The organism is Paenibacillus sp. sgz302191 (assembly GCF_057749925.1).
Map to the genome: position 1 here is coordinate 195691 of NZ_JBYLHY010000013.1, position 13026 is coordinate 208716.

Sequence of the window (13026 nt, forward strand, 5' to 3'; positions counted from 1 at the left end):
TCTTTTTAGGTGGTTCAGCCTGCTGGCGCCGGTACGTAGGAAAGCATTGTGTTTTTCACAAGTTCCGTAGTCTGACTCAAGTCCATATTTTCAAATACATGTTCGCATTGCTTGCGGTAGGAAACTTCCTCGATATAGTGGTTCATATAATGATCGATAACGTCCATCGGCGTGCTGCGCGCCAGAAGCCTTTCCATAATCGTCTGCTTGTTTGCATAAATAAAAATTCGGACAGCCCGTTCGCCGAACTCATATTTGAAACGGTTGGCCGCATAGCGGTTGACGATAACGTAAATAGAGCCGTGTTCCTTGAGAGCTTGATCGATGTCCGCACGTTTGATTCCGTAAAAATTTCCGTCGATTTCCGCCGTCTGAAAAAATTCACCGTTAATATCCGCATCGATGAACGCTTTCCGTGAAATGAATTTGTAATCTCTGCCTTCGATTTCTTTAGGTCTTGGAGTTCGTGTTGTGTAAGATGCAACCGATGAGAAGCCGAGCTCTTTGGCAATTTGGTGCGCAATTGTTTTGCGACCGGAACCGCTTGTGCCTGTGAACACAAAGATCAATCCGCCGGTTTGCTGTCCGCCCATAATGAATCCTCCTCCAAATATGAAATTTTGAAAGCGATATCGTGATAGTTTTATTATAGTACGAATATTCGGAAAATTAAAGAGAGAATTCGTGTTTCATAGATTGTGCGGTATAATAGAAACGTCGAAAGGAGCTGTTCCTGCTGAATTTCAAAATATATGTGCAAATGAATCGGGCTTTGTTTTACTTGGTCGGTATGCTTGCGGTCGCGTCAGCGGCTTGTACGGCGCTGCTGCTGGTCCGTATTTACGGGTCGTCGGGCAGTTTTCTGTACAGATGGCTGATTGCGCCGAACTTGATGCTGGCCTGGATTCCGCTGGCGGCGGCGCTGGCCGTTCGTTACTGGTGGCATATGCAGCAAACATTCCGCATCAGACTGCTGATCGGATTGCTGGTATGGCTGCTGTTTTTGCCGAATGCTCCGTATATGTTGACGGATCTGGTGCATTTGACATATTTGAAATCGTCGGTTCCCGTACATTTTGACGTATTGCTGAACGCTTTTACGGCGATTATTGCCCTTTGGGTCGGCTTGTTTGCCTTCTATCTCGTGCACGAAATATGGCAGGGACTGCTTCGCCCGGCCGCAAGTTGGATGTTGGCCGGCGTCTTGCTGCTGCTGTGCAGCGTCGGCGTGTTTTTGGGCCGCTTTTTGCGGTATAATAGCTGGGATTTATTCCGCAAGCCCTGGGCGATCGCGCAAGATTCCTTAAAGCTGCTGGAGCAGCGGGATGCGCTCGTTTTTATCGGCGTGTTTATGCTGGTTCTTAGCTGTTTGTACCTTGTTTTTTACGCTTCTGTCCGATATCGGGCCGCCGCAAAGAACGTTCGTTAAGAAGGAGAGTTTTCATGCCCAAATACGCAAATCTAAGTATCGAGGCAACGCAATTTTTGCAAAATAAAACAGGCAGCACTCACCTGGAATGTTATACATACATCGATCCGGAGCGGACGGAAGAAAGTTTTTTTGTCGTGCGTACGACGAACAAAGTGATTCATGTCGGCTTTTCCGAAATTGCGTACGATCCGGCCGATTACAAGAGTTTGCTGGAAGGTCTCTACCGCTCTGTCTATGAATAATTGCATAGACAATGCATACGATTGATGATAGGATGATTTTAATTGCATATGGATGGAACCAGGTGCTGAATGATACGTTTCATTCAGTTAAAAGGGAAGTCCGGTGAGAATCCGGCACGGACCCGCCACTGTAACGATCGGGCTTTGGAGCAAAGCCTCTCCTTGGCAGCATGTCACTGGGCAATACCCGGGAAGACGCCGGGAGTATGATCGAAGTCAGGAGACCTGCCCGGTTTGAACGACACTTTTGCCCTACGAGGAATTAGGGTGTGTTAGAGGGCGGTTGCTCCTGTGCTTATTGAAAAGACGTTCAAACCAGGCATTTCTAACATGATGTTGTGTTGGAAATGCTTTTTTATTCGTGCAAAAGGTTTTTAGAAAGGGTGATTGCTATGCCGGGGAAATTGCTCGTCATCGGTTTCGGGCCGGGAAGTTTCGAACATATTACGAAGCGGGCGCGCGAGGCTATTCAAGAAAGTGAAATCATCATCGGCTACAATACATATGTCGATCTTATATCCGGCTTGATTTCGGAACAACAAATTGTAAGAACCGGAATGACGGAGGAAGTGAGCCGGGCGCAAGAGGCGGTCAGACAAGCGAAGCTGGGGAAAAAGGTAGCGGTCATCTCAAGCGGAGACGCCGGTGTGTACGGGATGGCCGGCCTTGTCTACGAAGTGTTGATGGAGCAAGGGTGGACGCCAGCGGGCGGCGTCGAAGTTGAAATCATCCCCGGCATCTCGGCCATCAATTCCGCTGCATCCTTGCTGGGCGCGCCTATTATGCACGATGCGTGCACGATCAGCTTGAGTGACCATTTGACGCCGTGGGAGCTTATTGCAAGGCGGGTGGAAGCCGCGGCGCAGGCGGATTTTGTCATTGCGCTGTACAACCCGCGCAGCGGAAGAAGGACGCGGCAAATCGTCGAGACGCAGCGCATTTTGCTTCAGCACCGTTCGCCGCAAACGCCGGTCGGCATCGTCAAGAGCGCATACCGGGATCGGGAGCACGTCGTCGTAACGACGCTGGCCGATATGCTGAATCATGATATCGGGATGCTGACAACGATTATTATCGGCAACTCGGCGACCCAAAATTATGACGGCCTGCTGATAACCCCGCGGGGGTATCAGCGCAAATATACGCTGGGCGCGGAGACGCAGCCGCTCAAGCCGCATCAGCGGCTGCGGGCCGAGGCGGAGCCTTGGGCGCTCGCGCAGGAGGAAGAGGCTCCGGCCGAAGACCGGAGCGAAAGCGCGGGAGCCGCAGCCGGCGGAGAGCCGGCCGTTCGGCAGGCAGCGCAAGCGGCGGCCCAAGCCAGCAGCCCTTTGCAGCTGGCGATGGAGGCGCTGGAGCTGGTTTCCCGGGGCAGCGGCGGCGCTGCGGGGGCTTTGGAGCCGATGGCGTTTACCGCGACAAAGTCGATCTTTGAATTTGCGGTAAGCCCGGGGATCGCAAATAAACGGTTGAGCGCGGCGCAGTTATGCGCGCTGGGCGAAATCGTCGGCGACAGGGGCGACATCGAATATTCGCCGCACCATCAATTGATCGTCCGCATCCAGACGGACAATCCGCAGGATATCACTTCCGAGCTGAGCGAGCTCGGCCTCATGCTTTCGCCGATCGGCGACGTTGCGCAGATTAAAGCCTGCGACTTTTGCAATCTGGAAAAAGGGGAATCGATTCCTTATGCGGAGGCGCTGCATCAAAGAATCGGCAATCTGGAGGTACCGAAGGAGCTGAAAATCGGCTTCAACGGCTGCGGCATGGCTTGCTATGGCGCGGTGCAGCAGGATATCGGCATCGTATACCGGAAGGAAAAGTTCGATTTGTTTTTGGGAGGCAAAACCGTCGGCAGAAACGCGCATCCGGCCCAACCGGTAGCGGAAGGCATCGATCCGTCGGAGCTCGTCGAGCAGGTCGTCAGAATTGTCGAGCGGTACAAGCGGGAAGGGCATCCGAACGAGCGGTTCCACAAGTTTTTTAAACGCGTTAAAGAAATAGAAGGCTACCGCCACCAGGAAGCGCAAGGATTCGTCATTGAAAACGCCGTCTGCGGCGATTAGAACGTTATACCAGCATGTTCGTTTTTTATGGATAGAGCACGGTGAAGTTTTGGGAGGGGATAAAGACATGAATGCTGTCTTGTTTGTAGGGCACGGAAGCCGGGATGAGGAAGGCAATGAGGAGGTCCGGCAGTTTATTGCGGAAATTGCCGGGAAGATGGACGGTTTTATCGTAGAGACTTGTTTCCTTGAATTCGTCGAGCCGACCATCGCTCAAGGAATCGATCGCTGTATCGAGCTTGGCGCGGACCGGGTTGTGGTCATACCTATTATTTTATTTGCGGCCGGTCATGCCAAAATTCATATTCCCGCGGCGATTGACGAGGCTAAGCGGAAATACCCGCATATCGGGTTTACATACGGCAGACCGATCGGCGTACACGATCAAATTTTGGACATTTTAACGTCCAGAGTGCAGGATTCCGGCGTTCGGCTGGAGAATGAGCTGGAGGACACGGCGTTTTTGATCGTCGGCCGGGGCAGCAGCGATCCGGATGCCAACAGCGATCTGTTCAAAATTTCCAGGCTGCTTTGGGAACGGCTGAAAGTAAAATGGGTGGAGACGGCTTTTATCGGCGTTACCGCTCCGCTGATGGATGACGGCGTGGAACGATGCATCAAGCTCGGCGCCAAAAAAGTAATTATTTTGCCTTATTTTCTTTTTACAGGCATTTTGATTCAGCGGATGGAGGAAATGGTGGAAGGATACCGCCGGCAGTATCGGGAGCAGGAATTTCATTTGGCTCCTTACTTCGGCTTCCATCCGCTGCTGCAGGAAATTTTGATCGGCCGGGCGCTGGAAGCGGTGCAGGACGAGGTTAAAATGAACTGCGACATGTGCCAATACCGTCTAGAGGCGATGAAGCATATCGATCACCACCATCATCACGACCATGACCATGATCACGGACATCACCATCACCATGATCATGATCACGACCATCATCATCACGATCACGATCATCATCATGACCACGACCATGACCAAGACCACCACGATCACGAGCATGAGCACGAGCACGCGGGAGGAACGAAGCGATGATACTCGTTTTAGCGGGCACAAGCGATGCCAGGGAGCTGGCGCTGCGGATCCGGTCAGCCGGGCATGCCGTGCTGACGACGGTCGTCACGGAGAGCGCCGCCAAAAGCATGGAAGCCGCAGGGCTGCCCGTGCTGACAGGCAGGCTGACAGCCGAGGATATGCGGCGGTTGATTGCCGACAAGGGCGTTCGCGTCGTAGCGGACGCCACGCATCCTTTTGCCGAGGAGGCGTCGAAGAACGCCATGGCCGCGGCGCAAGCTGCGCAAGTTCCGTATGTGCGGTTCGAGCGGCAAAGTCTTGCCTACGAGCAGAGCGCGCTCGTCACGATCGTGGACGACTACAAGCAGGCCGCTGAGGCCGCCGCGCAAAAAAAGGGCTGCATCATGCTGACTACGGGCAGCAAGACGCTGAAAATTTTTGCCGACCGGCTGAACGGTTTGCCTGACACGACGCTCGTCGCCCGCATGCTGCCGCGCAAAGACAACATGGAAAAATGCGAGGAGCTCGGCATCGAGCAAAAAAACATCGTCGCCATGCAGGGGCCTTTTTCCAAAGAGCTGAACAAAGCGCTGTATGCGCATTACAACGTAACTTTGATGATTACGAAGGAAAGCGGCAAAGTCGGAGCGGTGGACGAAAAGCTCGAAGCGGCGCTGGAGATGGGCATCGAAAGCATCGTCATCGGCAGGCCGGGCATCGAATACGGGACGCTGTTCTCGGATTTTGACGGAGTCGTTCGGCATATCGGGGAGTCGATCAATAAGGAGGCGTAATTCTACGTGGAATTTCATACAGAGTTCAAACCTTTAACCGTACAACCGCAGGAAATTGAGGAAAAAAGCTTCGAGATGATTACGGAGGAGCTTGGCGAGCATCCGTTTACGGACGAGCAGTACCCGGTCGTGCAGCGGGTCATTCACGCTTCGGCGGATTTTGAGCTGGGACGCAGTCTGGTGTTCCATCCGCGGGCGATTCAGGCGGGCGTGGAAGCGATCCGCGCAGGCAAAATTTTGGTGGCCGACGTACAGATGGTGCAGGTCGGCATCAGCAAGCCGCGGATCGAGCAGTTCGGCGGAGAAGTCAAGGTGTACATCTCCGATGCCGACGTGATCGAGGAAGCGAAGCGGCTGAATACGACGCGGGCGATCGTTTCCATCCGCAAAGCGATCAAGGAAGCGGAAGGCGGCATCTTCGCCATCGGCAATGCGCCGACGGCGCTGCTGGAGCTGATCCGCCTCGTCAAGGAAGGCGCGGCCAAGCCGGGCCTCATCGTCGGCGTGCCCGTCGGCTTCGTATCCGCGGCGGAATCGAAGGAGGAGCTCGCGAAGCTGGACGTGCCGTTCATCACGAACATCGGCCGCAAGGGCGGCAGCCCCGTGGCCGTCGCAGCGGTGAACGCGCTGTCGATTCTCGCCGCGCGCAAGGAGTAGCGCGCGTATGGCAGAGGACGCGAAGCCGCTGCGCTACGGCTACACCACCGGCTCCTGCGCCACTGCAGGAGCCAAAGCCGCGCTGCTGGCGCTCATCGGGCAGGCGCCGCAAGCGCAAGTGCGCATCCGTATCCCGACCGGGGATACGGTCGCCTTTGACCTGCACAGCTGCGAGTATACGCAGCTGTGGGGCGAAGCCGCCGTGATCAAGGACGGCGGCGACGATCCCGATGCGACGCACGGCGCGAAAATCGTCGTGCGGGTAAGCTGGCGCGATGAGCCGGGCATCGCGATTGACGGCGGCGTCGGCGTCGGACGCGTGACGAAGCCCGGCCTGCCGGTCGAGGTCGGCATGGCGGCGATCAATCCGGTGCCGCGTAAAATGATCCGCGAAACCGTGCAGGAAGTGCTCGACGGCTTCGAAGAAAAGCGCGGCGTCGACGTGACCGTATCCGTGCCGGACGGCGAAGAAATTGCGAAGAAGACGCTCAACGGGCGTCTGGGCATTATCGGCGGCATCTCGATTCTGGGCACTCGCGGAATCGTGGTGCCTTTCTCCACATCGGCCTACAAAGCGAGCGTCGCCCAGGCGATCCGCGTCGCCGTCAAATGCGGCTGCGACCATATCGTTTTGTCCACCGGTGGCCGGACGGAGACTTACGGCATCGGCATGTACCCGGAGCTGCCGGAGGAAGCTTTCGTCGAGATGGGCGATTTTGTCGGCTTCGCGCTCACCCAGTGCCAAAGACAAGGGGTCCGGAAAGTGACGCTTGTCGGGATGATGGGCAAATTTTCCAAAGTGGCCCAGGGCGTCATGATGGTTCATTCCAAAAGCGCCCCGGTCGATTTCGGATTTTTGGCGCAGGTGGCGGAAGAAGCGGGGGCTTCGGAAACGCTGGTTGCCGAAATCCGCGGAGCCAACACGGCGGCCCAGGTAGGGGACATGATGGCGTCAAACGGCGTCAGCGGCTTTTTTGAAAAGCTGTGCGACCGCTGCTGCCAGGCCGGACTGCAGGAAGTCGGCGGCGGGTTAGCGGAAATCGAAACCGTCATCATTTCCATGAAGGCGGAGCTGTTGGGACAAGCGGCCGTGCGGCCGCAACAATTTTGAACAGATAGGATGAAACGGATGAGCAGCACCATCAAAATAATCGGGATCGGCGATAACGGAAAGGCAAGCCTGCTCCCTTTGTATATCAAATGGATCGAAGAGTGCGAAGTGCTCGTGGGCGGCGAGCGGCAGCTGGCGTTTTTTCCTGATTTTCGGGGAGAAAAGATCGTGATCAAGGGCAGCCTGCAGAGCCTTATGGCGCAGCTTCAAAACGAGAGCAGAAGCACGGTCGTTCTCGCTTCCGGCGACCCGCTTTTTTACGGGATCGGCGGCTATGCGGCGAAAAAACTGGACGGCGTAAATATTTATCCGAACGTCAGTTCGATTCAGCTCGCTTTTGCCCGCATGGGTGAAAGTTGGCAGGACGCTTTCGTCACGAGCGTGCACGGACGCAGCATGAAAGGTTTGGCGCAGCGCATCGACGGCAAGGACAAAGTGGCGCTGCTTACGGACGACACGAATACGCCGGGGGAGCTGGCGGCTTATTTGCTGTCTTTTGGCATGACGGAGTACCGGGCTTTCGTTGCGGAAAATTTGGACGGCGAGAACGAACGCACCGGATGGTACGAATTGGAGCAGATGCAAGCGGCATCGTTTTCCCCGCTCAATGTCGTTATTTTGAAGCGTCAATCTGCCGGCCCCCAGTGGACGCTTGGCATCGAAGACGAGCAGTTCGCCCAGCGCAAGCCGGATAAAGGGCTGATTACGAAAAAAGAGGTCCGCGTGCTGAGCTTGAGCCAGATGGGTTTGAAGCACGACAGCGTTGTGTGGGATATCGGCACATGCACGGGATCGGTAGCGATTGAAGCCGCCAAAATAGCGAGAAACGGCGAAGTGTACGCCATCGAGAAAAATCCCGACGATTTGCAAAACTGCCTGGACAACAGCCGCAAGTTCCGCGTCGATCTGACGGCTGTGCAGGGGCGGGCGCCGCAAGGGCTGGAAGCTTTTGCCGACCCGGATGCGGTCTTTATCGGCGGCAGCGGCGGCGAGATGGAGGAGCTGCTCGGCATTTGCGCGGCCCGTCTGAAAGAAGGCGGCACGATCGTCCTCAACGCGGCGACGATGGAGACGCTGTACGAGGCGGACAAGACGTTCGCGAAGCTTGGCTTCGTTACTGCGGTTACGCTCGCGCAAGTGTCGAGGAGCAAGCCGATTTTGAACATGAAACGTTTTGAAGCGCTGAACCCGGTCTATATCATTACGGCCAAGCGGCGCGCAGTTTCGGAAGGGGAGGAAAGCAGCGGTGAGTAAGGTTGGAACTTTATACGGGCTGGGCGTCGGACCCGGGGACCCGGAATTGATTACGGTTAAAGCGTTCCGGCTCCTGAAGGAGTGCCCGGTGATCGCCTACCCGCGGAAAATGCGCGGAGCGAAAAGCTATGCGCTGGCGATTACGGAGCTGTACGTCAATACGGAGCAAAAAGAAATGCTCGGACTGACGTTCCCGATGACCCGGGACCGCGACGCGCTGGAAGCGCAGTGGACCAAAACGGTGGAAAGCGTATGGGGCTTTCTCGCGCAAGGAAAAGATGTCGCTTTCGTGACCGAAGGCGATCCGATGATCTACAGCACGTACATCCATCTCATGAGGCTGATGAAGGAGCGGCATCCCGAGGTGCAGGCGGTTTCGATCCCCGGCATTTCGTCCGTGAACGCATCCGCATCCAGACTCGGCTTTCCGCTGGCCGACGGTGATGAGCAAATCGCCATCGTGCCGGCTGTGGAGGACTACGATAAAATGCGCCGGGCGATTGAAGATCACGACTGCATCGTGTTTATTAAAGTCGCCAAGGTGATCGACCTGATGCTGGCTGTTTTGCGCGATCTCGGCCTGGTGCACAAAGCTTCCGTCGTGACGAAAGTCACTTCTTCCGAAGAAATGATTTGGCGCAACGTGGAGGAGCTGCAGGGGCGGGAACTGGAATATTTAACGCTGATGGTGGTGAGAAAATAGATGAACGTATATATCGTTGGTGCAGGACCCGGCGATCCGGATCTGATTACGGTCAAAGGGCTCAAGCTGCTGCAGGCAGCCGATGTCGTCATGTACACGGACTCGCTGGTGAACGACGAGTTGATCGCCAAAGCGAAGCCGGGAGCGGAAGTGGTCAAAAGCTCGGGCATGGAGCTTGGCGAGATGGTGCAGCTGATGGTCGACCGCGTCAAGGACGGCAAATTAGTCGTGCGCGTACATACCGGCGATCCGGCGATGTTCGGAGCGACGATGGAGCAGATCGCGCTTTTGCGCAAAGAGGGGATCGGCTGCGAAATCGTGCCGGGCGTCAGCTCGGTGTTCGCGTCGGCGGCGGCGATCGGCGCGGAGCTGACGATTCCTGACTTGACGCAGACCGTCATCCTGACCCGCGCCGAAGGGCGCACGCCGGTGCCGGAGCTGGAAAAGCTGCGCGACCTGGCGGCTCACCACTGCACGATTGCCTTGTTCCTCAGCGCGACGCTGACGAAAAAGGTCGTAAGCGAGCTGCTTGAAGCGGGCTGGAGCGAAGAAACGCCTGTCGCGGTCGTGCAGCGTGCGACCTGGCCCGACCAACTGATCGTCCGTACGACTGTCGGCCGATTGGAGGCGGATATGCGCGAGCACGGCATCCGTGCGCATGCGATGATTTTGGCCGGCTGGGCGCTGGACCCGGACATTCACGGCAAAGACGAGTACCGCTCCAAGCTGTACGACAAATCGTTCACGCACCGGTTCCGCAGAGGGGTGAAAGAATGACCATCGCGCTTGAGGAAGGCGTCGTGCCGGCGATCCGTCAGCAGGGCGATTACGCGATTGTGGCGATTACGAAGCACGGCGTGGAAACCGCCAGAAGGCTGCATGAGCGCATGAGCGGAACGGACATTTATTACATGGGCAAATTTGCCCGCGGCGATGAAGAGCAGCGGGGGATTCAGCTGTTCGACGGCAGCGTCCGCCTGCTGTTTCCCGCATTATTTCCCGCTTATCAGGGGCTGATCATCATCATTTCGCTCGGCGCGGTCGTCCGGATGATCGCACCGCTGCTGCAGGATAAAAAGAAAGATCCCGGCGTCGTCGTGATCGACGATAAAGCCGAGCACGTCATCAGCGTGCTGTCCGGCCATTTGGGCGGGGCCAACGAGCTGACGCTCGAAGTGGCCGCCGCTCTGGGCGCGCGGCCCGTCATTACGACGGCCTCCGACGTGCAAAAGACGATCCCCGTCGATCTGTTCGGCCGCAGGTTCGGCTGGCAGTGGGAGTCGGCCGACAAGCTGACGCCGGTCAGCGCCTCGGTCGTCAACGAGGAGCGGATCGCCGTCATTCAGGAATCGGGCGAGCCGAATTGGTGGACGCACGATCGTCCGGTGCCGCCGAACATCCGGGTGTTCGACACGATTGAGGGCGCCTGGGCGAGCGAGCCCCAGGCCGTGCTGCTTATCACGCACAGGCTGCTGAAGCCGGAAGAGGAGCACATTTTGAGCAATGGCGTGCTGTACCGTCCGAAAGTCGTTGCGCTCGGGATCGGGTGCAATCGCGGCACTTCGGCGGAGGAGATCGAGGCGGTCGTTCGCGAAACACTGGACGAGCTATGCTTCTCCATGCGCAGCGTAAAAGCGATATGCTCGATCGATCTGAAGCAGGACGAAGAGGGCCTCTTGGAAGTGACCCGCAAATTCGGCTGGGAATTCGTCTGCTATCCGGCGGAGGAGTTGAATCGGGTGAACATCGAGGCACCGTCGGAAACCGTCTTCCGGTTCACCGGAGCTTACGGCGTGAGCGAACCGGCCGTCAAGCTGTACGCCGGCACGGATGAGCTTCCCGTGGTGAAGAAAAAGTCGGGGAATGTGACGATTTCGGTCGGTTTGCTCAAGTTTCCTGCTCCGGCGCAGGCATCGGCAGGAGGCGCATGATGCAGCGGAGAATCGTGATTGCAGGAACAGGCAGCGGAGTCGGGAAAACGACATTGACCATAGCCATCATGGCCGCTCTGCAAAAGAAAGGCTGCACCGTGCAGGGCTTCAAATGCGGCCCCGACTATATCGATCCGACTTATCACACGGCGGTTACGGGCAGGCTTTCGCGCAATTTGGACAGCTGGATGGTCGGACGCGAAGCGGTCCGGGAAATATTCGGGCGCGGCAGCGCCGGCGCGGACATTTCGGTCGTCGAAGGCGTGATGGGGATGTACGACGGCAAAAATCCGCTGTCTGACGAAGGCAGCACCGCGGACATAAGCCGGATCATCGACGCGCCGGTCGTGCTGGTCGTGAACATAGCGAGTATGGCGCGAAGCGCTGCGGCGATTGTAAAAGGTTTCCAGCATTTCGATCAAGCCGGCAAAATCGCCGGGATTATCGCCAACAATGCGGGCAGCGTCGGCCATTACAAGCTGGTCAAGGAAGTGGTCGAGCAGGAATGCGGCATTCCGGTAATCGGCTGGCTGCCCAGGAACACGGACGTTACGCTGCCGGAAAGGCATCTCGGTCTCGTTCCTTCGATTGAAAGAGGAGAGCTCGGCGCTTTTTTCGATCGGTTGGCCGGGCTTGCGGCGGAACATATCGATTTGGACAAGCTGCTTGAACTGTCGGTGTGCGAGCCGCTGGAAAGCGTCCCTTACTTGTTTGCCGGACCAGTTTCGGACAAGCAGGTCAAAATCGCAATCGCCAAAGATTCGGCTTTTCACTTTTATTACCCTGAAAATATCGAACTGCTGGAAGCGGGCGGCGCGGAGTGCGTCTACTTTTCCCCGCTTGCGGGCGAAGAGGTTCCGGCGGATGCGGACGGACTTTATATCGGCGGCGGGTTTCCCGAGGAGTTTGCCGCCCGGCTTGCGGCGAACGACGCCGTGAAACAGTCGATCCGGCAGCGGATCGCCGGGGGCATTCCGACGCTGGCCGAATGCGGCGGCTACATGTATCTCACCGGGCAGCTGGCGGATACGGCGGGCAATGCTTACCCGATGGCCGGCATCGTGCCCGGCCAGGTCGTCATGCAGCGGAAGCTGGCGGCGCTGGGCTACCGGGAAGTCGAGGGCACGGAAGGCAACTTCCTCCTCGGACCGGGGGAACAAGCGCGCGGCCACGAGTTCCACTACTCGACGTTTCAGCCGGATGAAGGGGCGGAATACGCGCCCGCATTTCAGTCCAAGGGCCGCTTCGGCACGAAAGCGGAAGGGTTCACGGCGCCGAATGTGGTGGCGGGCTACACGCATCTTCATTTTGGCTCGAACCCGGTTCTCGCGGAGCGCTGGCTGGCTGCGTGCGCGGCTTACCGGCAAAACCGGCTTGCCGATTCGAACGGCGGCTCCGAGCGATGAGCCATCGTCCCGATCCGGCAGCGCGTTAACGATATCGCAGCGGTGAACAAAAAAAGAACCCGTCCATCATCGATGGTCAGGTTCTTTTTTGCCCATGAAAAACAATTATTTTATGTAATGCATGGATTGATCTGCGATACTTTGCTTATAGCGGTCAAGGCAGTTGCACAAGTAGTCCTTGCGGCAAATCGGGCAGGGCTCTTTCATCAATCTATTCAAATTCGTTACTTTACCGATCCCTGTTTCGGGATCTCTTTCGAAGATAAGGCGGCATTGGTTCCGGTCCTTAAGTACGGCAACGACTTCGAAAAGACCGTTTTTTTTGTTGTCACTAACAATTTTGGCATCTACAACCTGCGGATCATAAGCCACATGAATTCCTCCTCAAACTAGCATGACCTCATCTTTG

General features: G+C 56.7%; 14 protein-coding genes and 1 riboswitch. Of the genes, 12 read left to right on the forward strand and 2 right to left on the reverse strand.

From position 1 onward, the window contains the following. Positions 1-14 precede the first annotated feature (14 nt). Complete coding sequence (locus AC3G2T_RS20140; protein WP_474681529.1) at positions 15-593, reverse strand: guanylate kinase; 579 nt, start codon at positions 591-593, stop codon at positions 15-17. Positions 594-760: 167 nt separating this feature from the next. On the opposite strand from AC3G2T_RS20140, the gene AC3G2T_RS20145 reads away from it, so the two are divergent. The 12 genes from AC3G2T_RS20145 to AC3G2T_RS20200 all read left to right on the forward strand — a co-directional run bounded on the left by AC3G2T_RS20145 (position 761) and on the right by AC3G2T_RS20200 (position 12617). Beyond that, the gene (locus tag AC3G2T_RS20145) at positions 761-1429 is read left to right on the forward strand and encodes a DUF1361 domain-containing protein (RefSeq protein ID WP_474681528.1); all 669 of its coding nucleotides are present in this window, start codon (positions 761-763) and stop codon (positions 1427-1429) included. A 14-nt stretch (positions 1430-1443) separates the two neighbouring features. After that, positions 1444-1674, forward strand: a complete 231-nt coding sequence (locus AC3G2T_RS20150; RefSeq protein ID WP_488436646.1) for a hypothetical protein — start codon at positions 1444-1446, stop codon at positions 1672-1674. Between the two features lie 43 nt (positions 1675-1717). Further along, positions 1718-1921: riboswitch (cobalamin riboswitch) on the forward strand. Between the two features lie 145 nt (positions 1922-2066). Next, the gene (gene cobJ / locus AC3G2T_RS20155) at positions 2067-3740 is read left to right on the forward strand and encodes a precorrin-3B C(17)-methyltransferase (RefSeq protein WP_488436647.1); all 1674 of its coding nucleotides are present in this window, start codon (positions 2067-2069) and stop codon (positions 3738-3740) included. Between the two features lie 67 nt (positions 3741-3807). Next, complete coding sequence (locus AC3G2T_RS20160) at positions 3808-4782, forward strand: sirohydrochlorin chelatase (RefSeq protein WP_488436648.1); 975 nt, start codon at positions 3808-3810, stop codon at positions 4780-4782. Continuing rightward, the gene (gene cobK / locus AC3G2T_RS20165) at positions 4779-5555 is read left to right on the forward strand and encodes a precorrin-6A reductase (RefSeq protein WP_488436649.1); all 777 of its coding nucleotides are present in this window, start codon (positions 4779-4781) and stop codon (positions 5553-5555) included. The genes AC3G2T_RS20160 and cobK overlap by 4 nt, the downstream gene beginning before the upstream one ends. Positions 5556-5561: 6 nt before the next feature. After that, a complete protein-coding gene (locus AC3G2T_RS20170; RefSeq protein WP_474681523.1) occupies positions 5562-6212 on the forward strand; it encodes a precorrin-8X methylmutase in 651 nt (216 codons plus the stop codon). Positions 6213-6219: 7 nt separating this feature from the next. Next, a complete protein-coding gene (locus tag AC3G2T_RS20175) occupies positions 6220-7323 on the forward strand; it encodes a cobalt-precorrin-5B (C(1))-methyltransferase (RefSeq protein WP_488436650.1) in 1104 nt (367 codons plus the stop codon). Positions 7324-7341: 18 nt separating this feature from the next. Continuing rightward, on the forward strand, positions 7342-8577 hold the full coding sequence (gene cbiE / locus AC3G2T_RS20180; RefSeq protein ID WP_488436651.1) for a precorrin-6y C5,15-methyltransferase (decarboxylating) subunit CbiE: 1236 nt from the start codon (positions 7342-7344) through the stop codon (positions 8575-8577). Further along, positions 8570-9280 (forward strand): precorrin-2 C(20)-methyltransferase, encoded by a 711-nt coding sequence (gene cobI / locus AC3G2T_RS20185; RefSeq protein WP_488436652.1) that lies wholly within the window; start codon positions 8570-8572, stop codon positions 9278-9280. The genes cbiE and cobI overlap by 8 nt, the downstream gene beginning before the upstream one ends. Beyond that, the gene (gene cobM, locus AC3G2T_RS20190; RefSeq protein ID WP_474681519.1) at positions 9281-10057 is read left to right on the forward strand and encodes a precorrin-4 C(11)-methyltransferase; all 777 of its coding nucleotides are present in this window, start codon (positions 9281-9283) and stop codon (positions 10055-10057) included. Further along, positions 10054-11211 carry a cobalt-precorrin 5A hydrolase gene (locus AC3G2T_RS20195; RefSeq protein WP_488436653.1) on the forward strand — a complete coding sequence of 386 codons (1158 nt, stop codon included), beginning with the start codon at positions 10054-10056 and terminating at the stop codon, positions 11209-11211. Before cobM ends, AC3G2T_RS20195 begins: the two co-directional genes overlap by 4 nt. Then, complete coding sequence (locus AC3G2T_RS20200) at positions 11208-12617, forward strand: cobyrinic acid a,c-diamide synthase CobB (protein ID WP_474681517.1); 1410 nt, start codon at positions 11208-11210, stop codon at positions 12615-12617. The genes AC3G2T_RS20195 and AC3G2T_RS20200 overlap by 4 nt, the downstream gene beginning before the upstream one ends. Before the next feature lie 105 nt (positions 12618-12722). Here AC3G2T_RS20200 and AC3G2T_RS20205 read toward each other — a convergent pair whose 3' ends face one another. Then, a complete protein-coding gene (locus tag AC3G2T_RS20205; protein WP_474681516.1) occupies positions 12723-12989 on the reverse strand; it encodes a hypothetical protein in 267 nt (88 codons plus the stop codon). Positions 12990-13026: the final 37 nt, after the last annotated feature.